Annotated in this window: 25 protein-coding genes and 1 pseudogene; 4 read left to right on the forward strand and 22 right to left on the reverse strand. The window is 39.7% G+C overall.

Going from position 1 to position 21,036, the window contains the following annotated elements:
- Positions 1-143: 143 nt before the first annotated feature.
- Both FTU12_RS04230 and FTU12_RS04235 read left to right on the forward strand, forming a co-directional pair.
- Positions 144-752: a DUF805 domain-containing protein gene (locus tag FTU12_RS04230; RefSeq protein WP_168378561.1), complete on the forward strand. Its 609-nt coding sequence runs from the start codon at positions 144-146 to the stop codon at positions 750-752.
- A 64-nt stretch (positions 753-816) separates the two neighbouring features.
- Positions 817-1,416 carry a DUF805 domain-containing protein gene (locus tag FTU12_RS04235; protein WP_168378560.1) on the forward strand — a complete coding sequence of 200 codons (600 nt, stop codon included), beginning with the start codon at positions 817-819 and terminating at the stop codon, positions 1,414-1,416.
- Positions 1,417-1,456: 40 nt separating this feature from the next.
- On the opposite strand, the gene FTU12_RS16415 is transcribed toward FTU12_RS04235, so the two are convergent.
- Both FTU12_RS16415 and FTU12_RS04245 read right to left on the reverse strand, forming a co-directional pair.
- Complete coding sequence (locus tag FTU12_RS16415; RefSeq protein ID WP_228144741.1) at positions 1,457-1,870, reverse strand: TM2 domain-containing protein; 414 nt, start codon at positions 1,868-1,870, stop codon at positions 1,457-1,459.
- 93 nt (positions 1,871-1,963) lie between these two features.
- Positions 1,964-3,134, reverse strand: a pseudogene (locus FTU12_RS04245) (low temperature requirement protein A).
- Between the two features lie 300 nt (positions 3,135-3,434).
- Between FTU12_RS04245 and FTU12_RS04250 the strand changes: the two are divergent.
- Positions 3,435-3,884 (forward strand): hypothetical protein, encoded by a 450-nt coding sequence (locus FTU12_RS04250; protein ID WP_180113807.1) that lies wholly within the window; start codon positions 3,435-3,437, stop codon positions 3,882-3,884.
- Positions 3,885-3,912: 28 nt separating this feature from the next.
- On the opposite strand, the gene FTU12_RS04255 is transcribed toward FTU12_RS04250, so the two are convergent.
- Positions 3,913-4,584 carry an HAD-IA family hydrolase gene (locus tag FTU12_RS04255; RefSeq protein ID WP_180009333.1) on the reverse strand — a complete coding sequence of 224 codons (672 nt, stop codon included), beginning with the start codon at positions 4,582-4,584 and terminating at the stop codon, positions 3,913-3,915.
- Positions 4,585-4,682: 98 nt separating this feature from the next.
- Here FTU12_RS04255 and FTU12_RS04260 point away from each other — a divergent pair, with 98 nt between their 5' ends.
- Entirely contained in the window at positions 4,683-5,450 is a 768-nt protein-coding gene (locus FTU12_RS04260) for a hydroxymethylpyrimidine/phosphomethylpyrimidine kinase (RefSeq protein ID WP_078191115.1), read from the forward strand.
- A gap of 79 nt (positions 5,451-5,529) precedes the next feature.
- On the opposite strand, the gene FTU12_RS04265 is transcribed toward FTU12_RS04260, so the two are convergent.
- From FTU12_RS04265 to FTU12_RS04355, 19 genes are all read right to left on the reverse strand, one after another.
- Entirely contained in the window at positions 5,530-6,582 is a 1,053-nt protein-coding gene (locus FTU12_RS04265) for a DUF1176 domain-containing protein (protein WP_180113808.1), read from the reverse strand.
- Between the two features lie 90 nt (positions 6,583-6,672).
- Positions 6,673-9,108 carry an AI-2E family transporter gene (locus tag FTU12_RS04270; protein ID WP_257227281.1) on the reverse strand — a complete coding sequence of 812 codons (2,436 nt, stop codon included), beginning with the start codon at positions 9,106-9,108 and terminating at the stop codon, positions 6,673-6,675.
- Positions 9,109-9,245: 137 nt separating this feature from the next.
- Positions 9,246-9,692 (reverse strand): nuclear transport factor 2 family protein, encoded by a 447-nt coding sequence (locus FTU12_RS04275; protein WP_218946117.1) that lies wholly within the window; start codon positions 9,690-9,692, stop codon positions 9,246-9,248.
- A 25-nt stretch (positions 9,693-9,717) separates the two neighbouring features.
- Positions 9,718-10,401 carry a DUF2939 domain-containing protein gene (locus FTU12_RS04280; protein ID WP_180113809.1) on the reverse strand — a complete coding sequence of 228 codons (684 nt, stop codon included), beginning with the start codon at positions 10,399-10,401 and terminating at the stop codon, positions 9,718-9,720.
- A 183-nt stretch (positions 10,402-10,584) separates the two neighbouring features.
- The gene (locus FTU12_RS04285) at positions 10,585-10,920 is read right to left on the reverse strand and encodes a YegP family protein (protein WP_180009306.1); all 336 of its coding nucleotides are present in this window, start codon (positions 10,918-10,920) and stop codon (positions 10,585-10,587) included.
- A gap of 265 nt (positions 10,921-11,185) precedes the next feature.
- The gene (locus FTU12_RS04290; RefSeq protein WP_180113810.1) at positions 11,186-11,548 is read right to left on the reverse strand and encodes a 5-carboxymethyl-2-hydroxymuconate Delta-isomerase; all 363 of its coding nucleotides are present in this window, start codon (positions 11,546-11,548) and stop codon (positions 11,186-11,188) included.
- Positions 11,549-11,710: 162 nt separating this feature from the next.
- Complete coding sequence (locus FTU12_RS04295) at positions 11,711-12,052, reverse strand: zinc ribbon domain-containing protein YjdM (RefSeq protein ID WP_180009871.1); 342 nt, start codon at positions 12,050-12,052, stop codon at positions 11,711-11,713.
- Positions 12,053-12,207: 155 nt separating this feature from the next.
- Positions 12,208-12,576 carry a DUF488 domain-containing protein gene (locus tag FTU12_RS04300; protein ID WP_180113811.1) on the reverse strand — a complete coding sequence of 123 codons (369 nt, stop codon included), beginning with the start codon at positions 12,574-12,576 and terminating at the stop codon, positions 12,208-12,210.
- Between the two features lie 45 nt (positions 12,577-12,621).
- Positions 12,622-13,068 (reverse strand): SRPBCC family protein, encoded by a 447-nt coding sequence (locus FTU12_RS04305; protein WP_078191122.1) that lies wholly within the window; start codon positions 13,066-13,068, stop codon positions 12,622-12,624.
- Positions 13,069-13,397: 329 nt separating this feature from the next.
- Positions 13,398-13,784 (reverse strand): ribonuclease E inhibitor RraB, encoded by a 387-nt coding sequence (locus tag FTU12_RS04310; protein ID WP_111884820.1) that lies wholly within the window; start codon positions 13,782-13,784, stop codon positions 13,398-13,400.
- 133 nt (positions 13,785-13,917) lie between these two features.
- Complete coding sequence (locus FTU12_RS04315) at positions 13,918-14,853, reverse strand: hypothetical protein (protein ID WP_180113812.1); 936 nt, start codon at positions 14,851-14,853, stop codon at positions 13,918-13,920.
- Positions 14,854-15,349: 496 nt separating this feature from the next.
- Positions 15,350-16,015 (reverse strand): pseudouridine synthase, encoded by a 666-nt coding sequence (locus FTU12_RS04320; protein WP_078191125.1) that lies wholly within the window; start codon positions 16,013-16,015, stop codon positions 15,350-15,352.
- A gap of 85 nt (positions 16,016-16,100) precedes the next feature.
- Positions 16,101-16,559 carry a GIY-YIG nuclease family protein gene (locus FTU12_RS04325; RefSeq protein WP_180113813.1) on the reverse strand — a complete coding sequence of 153 codons (459 nt, stop codon included), beginning with the start codon at positions 16,557-16,559 and terminating at the stop codon, positions 16,101-16,103.
- A gap of 605 nt (positions 16,560-17,164) precedes the next feature.
- Positions 17,165-17,869: a DUF1003 domain-containing protein gene (locus FTU12_RS04330; protein WP_180113814.1), complete on the reverse strand. Its 705-nt coding sequence runs from the start codon at positions 17,867-17,869 to the stop codon at positions 17,165-17,167.
- Positions 17,870-17,975: 106 nt separating this feature from the next.
- Entirely contained in the window at positions 17,976-18,218 is a 243-nt protein-coding gene (locus tag FTU12_RS04335; RefSeq protein ID WP_078191128.1) for a DUF6868 family protein, read from the reverse strand.
- 1,114 nt (positions 18,219-19,332) lie between these two features.
- Positions 19,333-19,590 (reverse strand): hypothetical protein, encoded by a 258-nt coding sequence (locus FTU12_RS04340; RefSeq protein WP_168378548.1) that lies wholly within the window; start codon positions 19,588-19,590, stop codon positions 19,333-19,335.
- A gap of 105 nt (positions 19,591-19,695) precedes the next feature.
- On the reverse strand, positions 19,696-19,905 hold the full coding sequence (locus tag FTU12_RS04345; protein ID WP_078191130.1) for a hypothetical protein: 210 nt from the start codon (positions 19,903-19,905) through the stop codon (positions 19,696-19,698).
- Positions 19,906-20,123: 218 nt separating this feature from the next.
- A complete protein-coding gene (locus tag FTU12_RS16640; RefSeq protein WP_180113862.1) occupies positions 20,124-20,264 on the reverse strand; it encodes a DUF2569 family protein in 141 nt (46 codons plus the stop codon).
- A gap of 128 nt (positions 20,265-20,392) precedes the next feature.
- On the reverse strand, positions 20,393-20,968 hold the full coding sequence (locus FTU12_RS04355) for a DUF4126 domain-containing protein (RefSeq protein WP_180113815.1): 576 nt from the start codon (positions 20,966-20,968) through the stop codon (positions 20,393-20,395).
- Between the last annotated feature and the right edge of the window lie 68 nt (positions 20,969-21,036).

Genomic DNA, 21,036 nt, shown 5'->3' on the forward strand with positions numbered 1-21,036 from the left:
GCGGAACCAAGTGTTCCGCTTTTTTTATGAAGAATTTCATTCACCCAAGCAAATCTATGCATTTAATTTAATTCATATTCTGCTAATATAAAACGGTATAAAAATACATCAATTAATAAAAATCACATAAAAAAGAGGACAGAATGAAAGGTCAGATATTAGATTATTCAGTACAAACCAATTCAGGCATCATCAGTGGAGATGATCAAAACCGTTATGAGTTTACAGGTGCAGAATGGCGTGGCCAGAACTCACCTAAACGCGGCGATCATGTAGATTTCGATATCAGTCCAGAAGGTCAAGCTGTTCAAGTATTCAATGCTCTTGGCAGCAGTAATCCTATTCAACAAATTTCACAGCAACTCGATAAAATTTCAAACCAAGACCAAGCTGAATCAAAATTCAACATGATTGATTGGTTTGTCAAATGTCTAAAAAATTATGCCAACTTTACTGGACGTGCACGCCGTAAAGAATATTGGTTTTTTGTATTGGTCTATCTTATCGCAATGATTATTACTCTGATTGTCGATTCAGTGCTTAGAACCAAAGGAATATTCACAGGTATTTTCATCTTAGCAATGGTTATTCCGTCCCTTTCTGTTGCAGTACGTCGTTTACATGATATTAATAAATCTGGTTGGTATTGGTTAATACAAATGATTCCGCTCGTTGGACCAATTCTGGTTCTAATTTGGCTTGCAACAGAAACCAAACCTGAAGTAAACCAATGGGGACAACCTGCCAAATAAATAAAAAATCGTGGCTACTATTTATGTAGCCACCCTATCTACAGCACATTAACTCAGGAAAAATATGAAAGGACAAATACTAGATTTTTCGATTCAAACTAATACTGGGGTGATTAGTGCTGAAGATGGAAAACACTATCAATTTGCTGGTCATGAATGGCGCGGTCAAAGACCACCTACACGTGGAGAACAGGTTGATTTTGCTTTGGATGAAAGTGGGCAAGCGATTCAAGTCTATATTGCATTACACCAACAAAGTTTTTCCACGAATACGCGAGCAAACTACAGTGAAGAAGAGGAAAACTATGACTTTTTCGCGTGGTCATTCAAACCACTGAAAAAGTTTGCTGAATTTGAAGGACGTGCTCGACGTAAAGAGTTCTGGTTCTTTTGGCTATTTTGTATATTGGTCACTATACTTGCCTCTATTTGCGATTTCGTTATTGGCAGTGAACCTTGGCTAGAAAATATTACCAATATCGTTTTACTTATTCCTAGCTTAGCTGTTGGCGCACGTCGACTACATGACACGGGACGTTCAGGTTGGTGGCAACTTTTAATGCTCACAATCATTGGGATCATCCCACTGATTATCTGGTGGGCTACAGACACCAAAGCCGAGAACAACCAATGGGGTCAACCCGCTAGAGATCTGCAACAATAAAATAAGGCGCACAATGCGCCTTATCTTTTAACACAAAAATTTAGCCATATTTACGTGCAAAATCTTCATCTGAAGTGCATAGATAAATAATAAATTCAATAAAAGCAACAATGGATGGAATAAAGGTCCAACAGAATAGTAGATACACAATCCCCCATCCAATACGACCCAAATAGAATTTATGGATACCAAATCCACCAAGGAAGAATGCTAAGAGTGCAGCAACAATTCGACTCTTTTGACCGTATTGCGTGCCTAAAGCATTCGGCACAGCGACTAAGTAAATATCGGTTGCGTAACCCATTCCACTTGTCTCAAAATCAACAAATTGTCCACGAGCAGGAACAGTTTGTCCTTTCCAATCGCTTCCAGAAAATTGATAACGATTCTGATCATCTCCGCTGATGATGCCTGTATTATTTTGAACAGAAAAATCGAGTATTTGCCCTTTCATATAATCCTCTATGTTTTATCTTTATTTGATGATTCTTGGACGTTATTTTCATCAGCAATATAACGAATTATTGATGAATATCATATCATTAACTTATCTTGCCAAATAGCATTTTGTAAACATCAACCTCAATGCATATACCACTGCCATCGCAAATATTGCATAACCTGCGGGTGTGATAAACAACGGAATACACAAAACAATCACCACGGTTAAAGGATATAAAAGTTTTCTAAAACCACTTTGATGATGCAATTCATGGAGTAAATATAAACTTGTCGTATAAATCACAAGGCTGATCGCCACAAAGTAGCTTTCTTTTTCAGAACTAATCAGTGCCTCATGCGAAACCACATCGACTGCCGCAGCTAAACTAGCACCAATCGCTGCAATACTAATAAAGACAAAGAAATGCCCATAGCCCCATGTAAATGCCATTTTGCGGCTATTTAAACGCTCTGCAATACTGGTATCAAAATAAGACCACCACATGGTGAACATCATCATCAGGCCGCCCACCATCAGAAAAATCAGTTCAGTACTAAAACGCTGATTTGTTAATGCATCGGTTATGGCAATCGAGCATCCGACAATAGATTCGCCTAAAACGATAATGGTAAGCAGTGAATATCGCTCTGCAATATGATGCGCATGCCAAGGTGTACGGCTTGCAGCTTCTGCAAAAACTGGGATAGACAGTTCAGCAATTGCGAGCAAAATGAAAAGATAAACGGTGAAATGCAGCGGTGAAAAATGAAAGAACAGCCACCCCACTTGCACCAGTATGATGCCAAAAGCATAGCGTAATGCTGTTTTCCGACGGGACAGATCATGCTTTGCAACGCGAAACCACTGCTGTAACTAAGCCCAGACGCATAATGGCATAACCAATCACAATTACGTCAAAATCCTGCTTTTGAAAAGCGCTTGGAATACCTGCAGCAATGACCAAAGAACCAATGATCTGTACGAAAGTTAAGATTCGATAGAGCGCATCATCATTATCATACGCCGAAGCAAACCAACTAAAGTTCATCCACGCCCACCACAAGGCAAAAAACACCATGCCATACAGCGTTAAACCCTGAGCTAAATGATTTTCAACAATGGCATGATGCAGTTGCTGCCCTGCTGTTGCGATCGCCACGACAAAGATCAAGTCAAAAAGCAATTCTAAAGAGGTCGCGACACGATGATGCTCATGTGGATCACGTGGGTGCAAAGGTTTGAGCCACTGACTAGGGAATAAAAATGATTTGGACATAGCATTCAGCTTTATTGTTTTCTGTCTGAATTTTTTCAAAAGCCTGAAACAGTTACAAGATCGATTACATAAATCAGATGAGAAACAGTTTTCTAGAAAAAGGATAATGGCTTTAAAAACACACTTAAGATTTAGATATTTCAATTGTAGAAGTTAAAAATTCAAAGTGACAAAACTGCGAAAGACGTTTTAAGATAAAAACTCGATAGATCGATGTGTTTTTTATATCTCAGCTATATTTTTCTCTAAATTTTAATGACATACTGCTATCCACTAAAATAATAATGAAACCTAAAAGTGATGTTAAAAGAAAAATTAGCGTCTTTTCCTGACGCAGTTTGGGTACAGATTCATTATGATCAAATGCAAGTTTTAACGCGTGATCATCAAATTGTAGCTGAACAAAACTGCCCTCTGGCTTTTATAGAACGTGGAAGTTTTGTCCGAAACTATCATGTTGCAGAACAGTGCTTCAACCAACTCATACAACAGATCCACTTCAAGTGGTATGAGTTTGGACAGCCGGTTATTTTTATTCAGTTAAAAGAACGCTTAAGTGAAGAAGTCAGCGCACTCGAGCTACAAGCCATCCAAGAAATGGCTCTAAGCGCAAATGCACATTTTGTATTTGTTTACGACAAACATGGTATCGCACTCGAAGCAGAAACCATCAAAAATGATGAGTCTCCTTTGCTCAAATGGCTTTTCTGTGGGGTGATCTTGCTCATTTTGCTGATTATCTTTAAATAATCAGCATCATTCATTAGGTTCGGTGCAACTACGACACTTTCTGCTGCTGCAATTGCTCAATACTCGAAATCAAATCGTTAAAACCGTCAATTACTAGCGCTGGTGCAGCCATTTGAATTTCTTCTGTACTACCATAACCATAGCTCACAGCAATACTCGGCACAGCATTACGGCGCGCGCCTAAAATATCGTACTCACGGTCTCCCACCATCACACATTCCTTCGCATCCAACTGTTCTTGCTGCAAAATGTATTCAATTAAATCGCCTTTGTTGGTTCGCTCACCGTTCAGTTCACTGCCATAGATCACAGTAAAATATTTTGCCAAATCAAAATGTTCTAAAATTTGGCGGGCATAGACCGTCGGCTTTGCTGTAGCGACGTACAAGTGAAAGCCTTGCTGTTGTAAAGTTGCTAGAGTGTCGGCAACGGCAGGATACACTTTATTTTCAAATAAGCCCGTAACGGCAAAGCGCTCGCGATAACCAAGTAAAGCCTGATCTGCAAGTACATTATGCATATCGACATTGAGGATTTTGGCCAAAGAGGCTTTCAAAGGTGGCCCAATGATCCAATCGATATTGGTCTCATCCGAAATGGGATGTCCAATTTTCGCCAGTCCATAGCGTGCTGAAGTGGTAATGCCAACTTTTGGATCTGTTAATGTTCCATCGAGATCGATCAATATATTCTTAATCACAGCTTTTACCTTATCCATTCACTTCTGCAAAAATACTATCGAGTGTTCGCTCAAAGTTGCCTATACTATCGCAAATTTTGTGTAATAAGGACATCATTGTGCGCCCTACTGTACTGTGCTTTTCAGGTCTTGACCCTTCAGGTGGTGCAGGACTGCAAGCGGACATTGAAGCCATTGGTCAAAGTGGCGCACATGCTGCCATTGCGTGTACAGCATTAACCGTTCAAAACTCACAACAAGTGTATTCATTTGAAGCAACCTCACGTGAGTTATTGCTGGCTCAAGCACATGCTGTCGTCGGTGACCTCCCTATTCGCTGTGTAAAATCAGGAATGTTAGGAACGACTGAAAATATCGCGGCTCTCGCTGAGTTTTTACGTGAACATCCCGAATATCACTATGTTCTCGACCCCGTTTTAGTTGCCAATAGTGGTGGCTCTTTGGGCGATCAAGCAACGTTGGTCAAAGCCTTTGCAGAACTAATTCCACTTGCCACTGTGCTTACACCCAATACCGTAGAATTACGTGCGCTCACAGGTGAAGAGGATATTTCTAAAGCAACTGCGCAACTTTTTGCGATGGGTGCTCAAGCGGTATTAGTAAAAGGTGGGCATGAAAATACGCCTGACTATATTCAAAACTCGTTATATGTTCAGGGTGAATTAGTCTCTGAAACCCGTTGTCCACGACTGGATGGGGAATATCATGGTTCGGGCTGTTCATTGGCGAGTTTTATTGCAGGGCGTTTAGCCTTAGGTGATGAGCTCAAAACGGCTGTTCATCATGCCGAAACATGGTTATTTGGTGTGTTGAAAATCGCTGAATCACCGGTTGTCGGTGGACAAAAAATACCAAAACGTTTTTAAAGTACTCGGTTATTTATTTAAACCCCATAGAATAAAACGCTATATCATTTAAAGCCCTGAATATCAGGGCTTTTTCAAATTAAGAGTCGAGTTGAACGCGATAGACCAAGGTTGGAATTTCCCACGCACCACCAGCAAATCCTTTGCACTGTGTGGTTTTTGCCATATAGGTTTGGATAAAACGCTGACCATTCCATGACCACTCCCCCGTACTATGACAGTCGCCAATGCCTCGTCCACGTTGATTGGAGAAAATCTGCCCTTCGCTAAAACCACTTCCGGAAAAGGTCACGGATTGTTTGATTTGCTTTAAATTTCGATCCATCAGCCAATAGCCATTACCACTGTTATATGCCCCACGCCAACATGGCACTTCGACCAAGGCATTTTTCCCATTGATTGGAAACACCACGACCCGATCATCCTCTAAGAAATTTGCATCAAAGAGTTGAGGACAATCTTCTACTGTCGTTTTCTTCTTTATCAATCCAAACAATTGTTTGGCTGTGGGCGCATTGACGGCATACCGTGTTTGTAAGCCCTTACTGTAATTTTGAATATTCACTTTCGGAATACTTTTCGGTTTGAGTACATTGGCCGAACTACTATTGGCTTTACGCAATAATGCCGAATTTGTCCCTATGCGCTTTTGAAAATCATCCATACGGAGTAAAACTGCACTAGCGCCCTGCACGGACAATAACCATGTTTTGTTGTTGCCTTTCCACACAATTGGTTGGTTGGCTTGTAAGGCTTGAATCAGTTTTTGAGTTTGAGCTGCACTTAACTGACCCTCCGCGGTTTTGGCATCAAGCTGCACAGTTCCCTGATTTTTACCTAAAATGTAAAGTTGAAGTGGTTTATTTGCCGCATTGAAGGTTTCAGGATCGAGTTTTACTCGTGCGCTGACTTGCGCTTGAGCTCCCGCAGCACGTTGTAATAACACAGAAATAGCGGGCTGATTGCCCTCCGCTTGATAACCTGCAACGCGACAAGTCCCCGTATTATCACAAGCGATTTCCCAATCTTTATGTGAAAAATAGTTTCCTTGAATTTGAGCTAAGCTCACACTACAACCCAATGCAGCAACGTAGCCCAATAGAAGTTGCCAGATGACATTATTTTTGTTCATGTCTTTGGCTCAAAATAATTATATTAGAGCCATCTTAGAATGCTTTTCACTGAAACTCCAGTTTAAATGGATCTGCTACATGATTTAAATTTATAGAGATGAATCATTCAGTTGCTGTATCTCCTCACATTTTTTTCGCTTCACATTTTCATCACTGAGCGTATTCATCAAATCTGCTGCCAGGCCTTTTAACAGACTCATATCATCATCGGTCATTTGATTCGGCTGCCGATCTAAAACACAAAAACTTCCCAATGCCACCCCATTGCGGTCTCTAAGTGCAACGCCAGCATAAAAGCGAATGCGGTTATGCATCAATTCAGGTAAATGCGCAAAGCGTGGGTCACGTTGTAGGTCTTCAATAATCAAACGTTCATTTTGATACACCAAATGACTGCAGATCGAATCTTGCTTCGACTGACGTATCTGCATCGGTTGCTCGGTAGCCTGAGCCAAAGGGCTACCTGGGGTATAGACCCAGTCTTGCTTGACCCAAGAAATTTGTGCATATTTCACATCGAAGGCTTGTCTGGCTTCTTCAATATATTGTTCATAGATCGGTAAATTCCGCTCATCCAAAACATTCAGTTCTTCTAATGCTTTTAAGCGCTGCGCTTCAACGCTAGGATCAGGCTCATCCAACCAAGATTCACCATGCTTCAATTGAAAAGCTTCAATGGTTAATAACAAGTCATTCATATTATTGACCACTGCATCGACGGTGAAATTTTCTTTGATCGCATCTAATTGGGATATCTCATCACAGCTCCACAGTGCAAAAATCAGTTTTTTATCCGGAAACTGTGCCTTAAAAACATGGCTTAGTAGGCGAATTTGAGCTTCTGGTGCCGTATGGAAAATCGAAATACATACGATCTGAATATCCTCTTGGATATCATCCATACTTTGATGCTGATTTTGAATCAATACGTCGCTAAATGCCTGAGCCTGAATACCACTTAAACTTAGCCCATGCGCCAACATAGCCGATACTTGAACATCAATTTCCCAACGTGCCCCGATACATAACACCGCTGCTTTCTGATCCTGCTGTGCAACTGGATATGCCCGTTGAAAACTATGATTAAACAGTTTTAATCCCTGATGTAAACGTAGTCGATGTTCAGCACTGGCCTCGGTGTTGTGGCCTCTCGAAAAAATCCGTATGGCTGGAATCGCCACTTTGGCATAAAACGCATTAACCCGCCGTGCCTTGATTTCATCCGTGGCATCTTTCGGTAACTTTTCAGCAATAAAAGTCTGTGCAACATCCATGGCATCTTGCACATCATCAGCGACTAATCTTTGATAGAAGCGCTCATGCGGTGCCAATGCAGGCGTACTACCGATCAGGGTTTTAATAAAACCTAAGGATGGTACATAGCTCGAAAGCACCAATAAACATGCGGTTAAAGGCGTCGATAAAATTAAACCAATCGGCCCCCACACCGCCGTCCAAAACATGGCGGCAATAATAATGGCTAAGGTCGAAAGTCCAGTACTTTCCCCATATAACCAAGGCTCAATAATATTATTACTGACCAATTCCAAGAGCAGGATTAAGCCGACTGTCCACAGCACCATATTCCATGTGGGATCTACCGCAAAAGCCAATGCAATGGGGAAAATCGCAGAAATCATTGGGCCGACATAGGGAACAAAGCGCATCACAATCGCCACCATTCCCCACATAATTGCTGCCGGCACCCCAATAAACCAAAGTCCCAAGGCCATCGGAATACCGTAGGTCACATTGACCATCAGCTGCATACGTAAATATTTACCGATACGATTGGCCGCTTCATCGAGTGCGTCTGTTCCGATATTTAAATTTCCGCCCAGCAGCTTAAGGAACCGATCATGCAAATCTTTCCGATTAACCAAAATCAGAATCACAAACAAAAAAACAATACCCGCAGTTGCCAAAGGATTGAGTACCCGCTCACTCCAAGCCATGACTGCTTCAGCCGTGGTTTGTTGTTGCCCCACCACTTTCACTTGCTGCACTTTAGGATTTTTCTCTTCAGGCACCACATCATCTATCGAGTTTTCAACGGTATCTATGGTGGTTTTTGCGCCATCCCAAACACTTGGGCCGCGTGCAAATTGACGAATAGAATCCATTTTCTTTTGAATTGTGCCCTGATATTGCGGTAATTCTTGGCTTAATTGCCCCAGTTGATAACCCAAATAAGAGGCCGCGCCGGACAAAATCGCCAAAGCCAAACCGACCACAATAAATATAGATGGCATCTGTGGTAGTCCCCAACCACGGAGTTTCATCACCAAAGGATCAACTAAAAAAGCCAATAAAATTGCGAGTGCCAATGGAATAAAAATATCTTTGCCAAGATATAAGGCGGCAATCAGCAAACTACCAATGATAAATCCTGCCGTGATTCGAATCACTTTATGTAAATCTGCAGGGGGCATTTGCTTCGATGCGTTCAGATCTTGCAAGCCTTGCTTTTGACCTGATGGTGATGATTCAAAATCTTGCGCTAATTTATTATTTTTATGATCCATTTTCTTATCCTGAACGATGGTCATTATTTTTTAATTTAGGCTGAAGTTTTAGGGCTGCATACGCATTTCATGTAATGATTTGCAAAGAAAAAAACAGAGCTTTATAGCTCTGTTTTCATACTGTGTTTTCAGATGAATTAAAAGGTAATCACTTTACTTTGATGAGTCACAATATCCACGGGAACAGAAATATGTTGATGAACGATCTTCCATTGAGACTGCGTTTTTTTCATCCCAATGGTATTACGACACCACGAGATCCCCGGCGTCGGTATCCCGCTCTGATCATCAATTTTGGAATAACAGTGCAGAAAGGCAATATCAGGATCTGCATGGATGACCAATTCCCGCCTAAATACCTTTAAGCCTTCACGAAAATACTCCCGATAAAATTCCCACATTTTTTGATATGCCATTAAGCCACGCATTTCACAACTGGCATCAAAAAAGTACACATCTGCTGCGCAGGATTCAGCAATATTTTCAATTTTCAATTGGCAGATGACCTCATCCCAATTGGCTAAAAATTGCAGAATTTCGTCAGCGGCCTGTTGGTCACCGACTATTTTGATTTTATCTTGCATCTCTGGCACCTATTTATTTTATTTTTTATGAAGCATTGTTCTGGGCGGCGTTTGGAAGTTGAATTTCAACGATCTTCCAGCTCCAACCGCGGCGTTGCATACTAAATACGGTATATTTTTCTTCGCTTAGGCCTTGGAGCGGCACATACAGATCAAATCGATTCCAAGCGCTATAGCTGGCTTTGGGTTCAAGTGGCTGGCTTTGCTTTAAAGCAACAGCGGTTGCAGTTTCGTCATTTTTGGATAGTGTTGACGCATAAGGTTGTTCTGCGACCTTATTTTCAGCATGCGTGAATAGTTCAATCCCTGGGCTAATCATGCTCGGATTGGTCAGTTTGGTTATTTCTGGTAGTTGGATCGACTCTTTTAATGCTTTGCCTTGTAAAAGCAGCATGATACTGGTTGGATTGACCAGACTGTCGACTAGCGTTGCACTGAGGACTGTGCTGAGCTGCCCACCCCAAGACTGGGCAAATTCGGGTAAATGCTGTAGCCCAGTTTTCTGTTGAATGAGGTCTTCAACTTGTGGTTTTAGACTCGATTTGACTGCCGCAAAATCGATATATTGAGCAATTTTTTCAGGTTGATTGTGCTCATAGGCTTGACGTATTTGATACAACACCCAATACGGAGACGCAATCATCCAACCCATGACGATGATCAAAATCGTAATGAGCCCATAATACAAAATATGATTCTGCTTATTCATCGTTCACCACTCTAGCCAGTGAAGTTGTGGTACTTCCTTGTACCGTCAAATAAGCCTGATCTGATTGAATAGCGTCCAACCCAACAGCACTTATCTGAGAACCATATTGCTTTTGACCTAGTGATTTTGATGAGCCATCAGGGTTTATTCCCTTTCAACTATCTCTATCAGGTTATTGCAAATTTAAACTGTTAGATCTTTAATTTGGGTACTTGCACCATTGGTTTTAACTGATTCAATGCCTTTATCTCGCGATTGCTCACTGGCATAAAATTGGCTAGTTCCAATAATTTGATGGTTTGCCGCTTTCAAATTGAAATAAGGTTTGCCATTTTTGGCTGTCAGTCGTTCAAAACGGCTGTCATCTGCACTGTTCTTTTGTACAGACTCAATCCCGTTTTGTGCTGATGCTTTCGCTTTGTATAATTCACTCGTTAAAATGATTTCACCGTTACCCGCTTTTAAAACAAAACGGAACTGCTGATCATTAGAGTGACTGATCTCGTACCATCCCGACATAGGTTACCCCTTCATTTTCATTGTTTTATCTATTATTCGATCAGGATTTGTTGTTGGAAATTCAACCTGATCTACAGAATATAAATGAACTCGGTCACATTTTTCAATGTCTTTTTTGATCAGTATAAAGCTCAAAATTTAATCAAAAAGGGATTTTTTAATAAATAATTCCAATAAAAAATAATCCGACCGAAGTCAGATTTCATCATTTTTACAGCATGATGTATTTCAAAATATATGCGCGTTTCTGCATGTAATGAATGTCTTAAGAACTCACGATCTGCTTTGAATACGTCGCTTTATTCATTTCTAATATTTCCACACAAAGTTGCACTTCTATTGCTGAAGCTGTGACATGTTGTTTCAACACGTCCAATAACAACAATGAAATTTGCTTTTGAACTTCAACCGTTCTACCCGTCAATAATGAAACTTTGGCATGCATATACGCATGTTGAGCGTGTTCATCCAAACCCACAACAAACTCTTCCTGAGCGACAGCGCGGCTCTTAATATCATTAATGGCACTGACATGACCCGATTCAAATAAGGCAGCGTTCAGCGCTTTAAGTAAAGGACGAGGCTCAAGCTCAAGATTATTGGAATATTCCAAATGAATATGCGGCATAGTAAAGACATTTCAAACCCGTAATGCGTCTATTATGCAGGCTGAAAAATAAAATCTATAGCGGATTAGTTATCTATTTCATGTTTAAGTAGACATCCCAAGCCAAGTGTGGCCTTGGCTTAGGATGATTGAAGCTTGCTTTAAAGCGAACAATAACGAAACTTAAACTTTTTTCACGTATTCAGATTTGAGTTTCATTGCTCCGATACCATCAATTTTACAGTCAATGTCATGACCATCTGTTGCATCAGCTAAAAGACGGATATTTTTAACTTTTGTACCCACTTTCACTACTGAAGATGAACCTTTAATTTTAAGGTCTTTCACCACAGTAACCGTGTCACCATCGGTCAATACATTGCCATTGGCATCTTTAATCACTATCTGTTCATCTGCAGCACTTTCGCCTTCACGCCATTCATGTGAACATTCAGGACAAATCAGTAAATCACCATCATTATAGGTATATTCAGAATTACATTGGGGACAATTGGGTAAAGACATAAAAGACCTCAAAAAAGATGGACGCAAAAATCCATAAAAACTTAATATAACATTTTTATGTATTTCATAAACTTAAAAACCATAAATATCGTATGGTTTAGTGAAGTTATGACGATGTAAATAACACAACGCCACAGTACTAATCGGTTTAAATTTTAGATCTCTAATGAGGTGTTTAATATCAACGCTTTTAAGATATGCGCATGATTTTTATCTATATATTTGGCCGCTGTGAGTAAGGTCAGGGGCTCCTCTTTTTCCCATGCGCGCAGTTGTTCTAACTCGGCTTGATGGGGTTGTATTTCTTGCAAATAGCGCTGTTTAAACTCGTCCCAACGAGAAGCCATTGCCTCGTCTTGATGATACCAACGACGTAAATCTGTAGATGGCGTCAATGCCTTCGGCCACAAATCTAGCGCTGCGCTCACTTTACTGATACCACGCGGCCACAAGCGATCGACCAATATGCGTTTACCGTCATCTGGGCTGATCTCATCATAAATACGTTTAATGTGTACAGTCATTAAGCCCTCCTTCGCCTATTTGCAGTTTTTCAATCATTCGTCAGATTATTCATCGGGGATCGCTGGATTCACTAAAAAAGCCAGCAACTGTAAAGACTCCTGCCAACCCAAATAACAGGCATCAGGTGGAATAACGCTCGGCAACCCTGCCTGTACAATCGTCACTTCGGTTCCGACTGAGACCGCTTTAAACTCAACAGTGACCTCGATTTCACCGGCCAACTCTGGCATATCAAATTGGTCTGTATAGCGCAGTAAATGATTCGGCACGACTTCATGATAATCACCATGGAAAGCGTGTGTAGTTCCCGTTGAAAAATTTTGAAACGACATGCGGTACGAGCCACCTACACGCACATCAGAATGTTCCACATGGGCAGTAAATCCATGCGGTGCCATCCATTTAACCAAAGCATCTGGCTCCACAAAGGCACGATAAACGCGCTCTACAGGCGCACTAAAAACACGATGTAATCGAACAGTATTGCTCATGATGATGTCCTTTTATCATTGTTTTCACTGAATCATCCACATGCATTCACCCTTGCTTTATCGTCCATTTTTATCACACTGAAACGTTCTAAATGAGACAGCTTTGAGACGTGCGAGAAAGGTCATTGCTGTTCAATACTATAGCGAATCCTACAGATTGATCCCATCACTTTAACGCAATGCAGTGTTATGTTTTGTGAGCTGCATTCATATTAACTTGAATTTAAATTGTTTAAAAATTAATACTTAACCCAATATTCCTACAATTTAAAAAATAAAAACCCAGTTGAATCACTGGGTTCTTGTCACTTTCGATGTAATGCTGAGACTTAGCTCAATTGTGCTTCATCTTCATCTAGATCATCATCTTCATAGATATAAGCCATACAACCCCAACCGTCATATTCGCCTGAATGTTGTTCTGCAATTTTAATAAACCACTGCTCTAAATCGACAATATCTTCATAATCAGGCTCCATATAAACATAGACCGTGATAATCCATTCCACGCGATCTGATTCTTCATCTTGGAACAACGAAATTTTTTGCTCTTCTTTCAATAAATATAATGCACACTGTTCAGCCTGCGCTTCGTTCGAAAAGGCAATTGAATATTCGATTTCGTGCGGCACAGATAAATCATCACCATCTTGCTGCATCTGCCACAGCACATTGCCATTATCATCATCTGGAAATTGTTTAAAATCACGAGTCATTGTACTTTCCCTTATCGTTTATGAATTTTATTCTGTTGACTTAGATTAACGGATAATTGTTGCAATTTGCATTAGCTAAATCTCTTTAATCAGAAATAGACCGCCGAAGTGATCTTTCTGATAACAATTCAAATTAAACTACAACATCCATGTGGGCCTGAGTTTCTTTAAGATGTAAAACCAAAGCTGCCATTTTCAATTCTTCTAAGCGTAATTGTAAATAACTGTCGAGTACCCGTGCCTGACTAAAATGTACACCATGCGCATTGAGCAAGGTGAAATCATCCGCCAAAGCCTGCAATAGCTCACCTAAGTTTTTGGTATTTAATTGGGCTAAATACAAATCAGCACGACTATTAAACACCAATGTAAATAATTGCATCGCAGCCAAACGACGTTCTTCATCAACATAATTACATTTTGCAGTCGATTGCTGCTCCATTGCATCAATCATTTTGCAACGTACCGCAGTCAAATTTTGCTTTGCCGCAGATTCATTCATGCCATCCATCAGCTGATCTAAAATACTCTGTAAAGGTAAAAAGAATGCTGACTGATAGCCCCGTATTTTGTTGTCCAAAGCACGGTTGATGTTTTCCAAATGCTGCTGATCCAGCGCTTGGCTATACAAACCCTTTAACTCGGCACGGGCTTGTTCCTGTATTTGTGATTTAGCTCTTTCTTGATATTTGCTCAAATACTGACGTACTTGTTCAATCTGTGCGCGAATATCATTCAACATGATATCGGCATTGGCTTTGGTGACTTCCACCAAACCATCAGCCTGTAAAGTTCGATACTCAACATATTGTTCAATATCCACAATATGTTGATATTTCGCTACTTTATCGACTTGGATTTTTAGCCCACTATTTTGAATACGTAATTGGCTGATTTCATAATTCAATTCATCTTGCTGGGACTCTGTTTCAGCCAGTTTTAGCCGCGTACGATCGAAGTTTTCCTGCAGTGAACGTAGGGTTTTATCATTTTTCAATTTGCGGTTATATACAAAAAGGAGAGCCACAATTAATAGGATGATAAGGACGATTAAAGCAATATTGATCATTTGCTAATCCTCAAAAAAAGCTTCAATAATTTAAGTTTATTCCCCAAAACAAACCTAAGTTACAAAAGTTAAAATCTATAATTCATTTCATATTAGCAGAACAAATGCAAAAAACCGTATTTATCTGACCAAATACACACTTGCACACTATTTAACTAAAATACTGTTTTAAATTAATTTAATAAAAAATTTTCATATTAAAAAATAATCAATCAATATACTTTAGAAAATAGAATAATAATTTAAAAAAGGTGTTTATTTACTAAAAGATACAAATCAACTTAATACCATTATTTGTAAATATTTCATACATTTTATAGAGATATTTGGAGTAATTATAAATCCCCAGAATTGGGGATATAGTGTATATCATGAATCATTTTTAAGCAGAAAAACCTATTTAAAGCTGTAGATATTCTGCGCTTTTTACGAGTCCCAAAGGTTTTAATTCAATGCAGCAGTTTTTATGAACAATGAGCATTCACATGAATATGCTTTAAAATTCTGCCGCACAATGAATATGAACAGCTTGTTGGGTTAAGGGCTGGGTAAATGCCAGATCGCAAGCATGTAACGCCATCCGTCCGAGTGAGCTCTGTTTTGCATTCGGGTGATACAGTTGATCTCCTGTAATGGGGTGCCCAATATGCATCATGTGTACACGTAGCTGATGAGAACGCCCTGTCACTGGTGTTAATAATACTCGGCTAATGTCCTTGCTTGCGTCATAGCTAATGGCTTGATACAAGGTTTTTGAGGGTTTGCCCAATTCAAAATGCACCATCTGACGTGGGCGATTTTCCCAGTCCGTAATGAGGGGCACTTCAACACTGCCCTCACCTTCAAGTTTGCCCTGAACTAAAGCCACATATTGCTTTTGAACCGTCCGCGCTTGGAACATTTTACTCACTGCCACTTCTGCATCGCGGTGTTTCGCAAACATCAAAATGCCTGATGTTGCCATGTCTAAACGATGGGTAATTTTTGCCGCAGGATACTGCTCCAAAACACGAAGGTAGGCACTGTCATGATGCTCAGGCAAACGTCCCGGAACCGACAACAATTCCGCCGGTTTTTCGATAACAACCAAGTCTGCATCTTCATACAAAATACGTAGAGGACCTTGAGGCGGCGCATAGACAAAGTTGGGATCTAAAGGCATGGACAGACTGTGTACTGGGAGAATGTCGGCAAAATAACAACTGACTAATTCGCTGTCAATCGACTTTAACCGATCAGGTCTAACCCTAACGATTATTGGTCCCCAATTTACCAAAGGCTGGCGCTAATGAATGAGATAAATCATCCTCCAGTAACTGTAAGATGCTTGCACTCGTGGTCGATGGATACTGATGTAGTGTGATGCGATATTCGCCCTGAAACCACTGTGATAAATGCAATGCATAGGTTTGTTTAGGCCCGAAACCTAGATGTTGTTTTAAACGGCTCTTTATACCTGTTCGTGATGATCCGACATACAAAATGTGATTGGGTTGATTTAACTTGGCACAGGCATGGGTTTTCAATGCCTTAAATGCGGCATAGTCCTGATATGTCTGCTGTATATCGCCACCGACTAGCTCTATCACGTAAATATAAAGTGCATGTTGAGCAAGATCATCAAAGCTTGAAAACTCAAATATACGCTCAGCTTTAGTCTGCTGTGCCTGCAGACAATCCTGTATCAATTGATCCAGATAACCCATAACAAAATTATTTAAAATTTAGATAGTTAAGCATAACAACTTTGTGGCAAAGGACAATCTAAAGGTTTGCTTAATTTTGCTATCTTCTGCGTGATATTTATTACATCAGCAATGATCAAAGTTTGTTGGGAATACATGCGAAGTCTGGAATTTTGAAAAAGATGGAAGGATTTATTATTCGATTGAATTCTTAAAAAAATTTTTAGGGTGTAAGAGAAAACAGTGTTGTTTACTTCAACTATCATCACTTTGTAAGTCATGATCTTATAGCCTATAAACTTCTGGTTTATAGCGTCCTAAGCTGAATCGAGACCTTTTGGGTGAGTACTGTACGCGTGTTTTGCACCACTGACAGCATGCTACTCTTTTCAATCTCTGTAACACCCTTGAGATATATAGTAGTGCTATCGATGAGGGATTGTTTCCCTGAAAATTACTGTTTTCAGCTTATTTTAAAAATATTTTTCACATTTAAAGATATATTGAAAATATTTTCTCCATGTATCATTTTTTAGCCTTTTTTCCATCTCATAAATGACTTTTTCCGAGAATTTCCGCCAAGACTTAGTACTCAAATAACAATTATTTATGCTGTTCAAAGCACACTATTGCTTCTTTTTACTCATTTCGGACAGTAAATCCAACTGAATTTCCTGAATCTTGGCAAGACGATCCCATTGATGCATCAACAAATGATCTATCTTTTCATGTAAATGGCGAATTTCTAATTCAGCTTTTAAATTCACTTGATAATCATTTTCCGAACGCATGCGGTCTTTAGCTTCTTGACGGTTTTGGCTCATCATAATAATGGGCGCTTGTATGGCAGCGAGGCAAGACAACATCAAATTCAGCAAAATAAAAGGATAAGGATCAGCAGGATGCTTCACCATTACCACCGTATTGACTAAAATCCACACTGCTAAAAACAATGTAAAACAAATAAGAAACGCCCAACTGCCGCCGAATGTTGCAATTTTATCCGCAAGCCTTTCGCCAAAACTCCACTGCTGATCCAGCTTTTCTTCAACATTTTTGCTAATCAGATCATGCTGCTGCATGCTGTTCAGCACTTCATATTCTAAATTGGAGACTTCGCCTTGTTCGGAGTTCAGAATTGACTGCACATACTGCATACGGTATTTGGTTAAATCAGTTTGGCATATATAGTCCTGAGCACCAGATTCAGGAAAATCCTGAGCAATTTCTTCTGTAATGACTTTACGCACGGTTCCCATCGGAATCATATTTTTCAGTGGAAAACTTTTTTTGCACACCAAACAAGTACGGCATTCTACTTTCCCGTTCATTCTTGTCTTGCCCAATTGAATTTTATGTTCTTTTGAGCATACTGTTTTGCCTAAATTTAATGCAAGCAGCTTGTGCTTTTACACTCAGTATTTTTTATGGTTAAGCCTATTTTAGATAGTGCAATGCAATATAGGGTGTTAAATTCAAAAGTAAAATACCAATTTTATAGACAGCCATTCCACCATAATGAATAGCGTCAAACTGCTGATCGCTCAGCTTAAACCACTGCCCATGCAGGCGTTTCATCCAATCTTTAGCAAAGACAAATACCACAAACCAAATGATTAAAATCAGATAGTTAATCACTAAGCTATACAGCAAGAAATCGCTTAAATGACTCAAGTTCATGACAAATCTCCTAAGCGTATTTTTTCCTTAGTTTATGCCCCTTTCGAACAATTAAATATTGCTTTTAAATTTCCGCTTAGATTTGGACTATTTTTAAGAGAGATGCCTGACGATTTTTGAGCTTATGCTGATTTAACTGGTGTAGTTTGTTTTGTGCGGATTAAAGAAGTAATGATTTATTATTGTTTTTTATTTTGGCTTAAATTTTTGGGGTGCTATAAGAGAAAACAATGTTGTTTACTTCAACTATCATCACTTTGTAAGTCATGATCTTATAGCCTATAAACTTCTGGTTTATAGCGTCCTAAGCTGAATCGAGACCTTTTGGGTGAGTACTGTACGCGTGTTTTGCACCACTGTCAGCATGCTACTCTTTTCAATCTCTATCACACCCTTGAGATATACTTTAACCAAAGGGCATCGGGATTAATTTCCTAAGTTTTTCTAATTTTCTGTAAATTCAGCAAATTTTTTCAGCCATTTTAGATTTAGCAGGATATTTTATCTTTTCAGCTCATTTCAGCGTTTTTTATCTGCAGATTTGCCCAATTTTAAGAAAATTTTCTTTTACAACAGACTTAACGTGCAAACACAGGGTCAAAATTAAAATATATCGCCGCTGAACATTCCCCCTCCGCTTCAATTATCTACATTGATTATGACTCACAAAACACCGCTCAGTGAGTAACTAATGATCTAGATCTATCTTTGTTCTACTTATTGAACTGATGTTACGCAGTAACATCAGAAGCGCAATTTGCTTCAAATAAATGAACGATACGCGGTAACGTCATTCGCAAGTGTTTTAGACAGGGCTACTTTTAATCAAAAATGTTTTTGCGATACTGTGAATAATTTGACGGTAATGAGCGAGTTTTGTCGGTGAGGTGCATTGCACCGCAAGATGGTTTCCTTGCGAAGCTTTGCTTCTCATTTTGCCGAATGAGAAACAACGTTTCGTAAGAGTACCTCCAGCCGAAGGCTAATCCTTTTATTCAATCCCTAGATATAAGACACCGTCGAATAGAATTAAAAATCATTTTAAAAATGCAAAACTACTTTTAAGTGTGTAACATCAGTTATTTAATGGATGATCTATTCAACGCATTATTGGTCAATGAGCTAAATAGCTTTGTACCCACTGTGCGCTAAACCACCAACCACTACATGCCGCCATGCCACAGAGTAAATTGGCCAAAATTTTATTCATTCGACTGAGGTCTGATGCATATATTTTGAGATTGATCAGATATGCAATCACGGCATATACCAGTCCAATCGCACCACCAATGATGATCAGGATCAAAGGCCATGCTGCATAGGCATGCGCCTGTGCTGGATATTTTGTAGAACGGATGGTTTCTGTGGTCATGCTGTATATCCTGTTAATAACGCGATTACCTGCTTTAGTTAGCAATTTCTGCGCCATTTTTCTTGGATATACAGCATTATTTAAAGGTTAATGCATGTTGCATTTCTAGCTTTGACTACAGCATTTATCGCAACCGACAACTTTTTCTGTTGGCCAGCTCATTCGTGCACGCTTATAAGCGAGTTCGAAATTGGCAAAATAACCAATCAATATTTGCTGGTCAAATTGCGGCATGTCTACACATCCTTGCGTACCATTGTGAATTAAATGCGAGCCATTCGTTAAGGCATTTTCATCGACTATAAATTTAATCATCTACCATTCCCCTCATTATTTTTTATAAAATTCAAAGATCAAATAAATCCATATAAAAATTATGTGATTTATAATCACATACTAAAATTATGCCTTTATTGTTTAAAAATCAACCATATCTTAAAGATATTTTTAGGCGTCTCTTGGATGACTTAAACGCAGAATGATGTGCTCTTTTAGGATGGATAGGTGGGATTGCTCGATTTCATTTTTTGCGCTTAAGCCAAGTGCTTGGAATGTTGAATAAAGGTATTTTTCACTCGAACTGACATCAACAAATACGGCGTCAAAATCAGATAAACCACAATATTCGTCGCTAACAGGATGATGGTAACTGTATCAGTAACACTTCTTATAATTTTTTATAATCTTTATCAAACGCTGCCAAAAACTCAGTTTCGGATTTTTATTTCTATATTTATTAAGCAAACACGCAGATCAATCACTCTAAAAGATGGATTCATTTTAGAGTGGAATATTGACTGGTTTATAAAGGGGTATCGACCTGTACAGTTCGTTTTTGGCGAATACGGCGAACCAACCAGATCACGATTGCAACCACTAAGATCACCACAAAAAATGGGACTAAAAAGGCCAATACTGACAAGACCGCAGCGCCAATCCATTCCCCTGTAGATAAGATCGGATTTGCAACGCCACCTGTGGTTGCGGTAGATACGCCACGCGCAGCGACGGTACTCATTTGCACTGCTGTTGCTGTACCACCACCGACGATAATTGCTGCCGCCCAACTGGCAAACTGTGACATTTCACCTGAGCTTACTGCCATTGTGGCAATCGTCCCTGCAATCATGGCTGCGGGTGTTGAAATAGTGTCGAGTGCATTATCTACCCAAGGAATATAGTACGCAGCGATTTCACAGACAGTCGCAATTGCTAAGCCAATACAAACCGCAGGCATAGACAGCCATTCGAATCCTTTCATCGGTTCGAATAGTCCTAAAATGGATGCAACACTCATCACCAATAAAGGTACAAAGACACGGAAGCCACAGGCAGCACTTAAGCCAATACCAATACACAGTCCTAATATTGTTTCCATGGGCTTCTCCGAATGGTCAAACGTACAATTTGTTTTTATATATGCTGTGTTATACGTTAGCAAAAAGC

This window comes from Acinetobacter sp. YH12063 (assembly GCF_013419715.1).
Lineage (GTDB): Bacteria > Pseudomonadota > Gammaproteobacteria > Pseudomonadales > Moraxellaceae > Acinetobacter > Acinetobacter amyesii.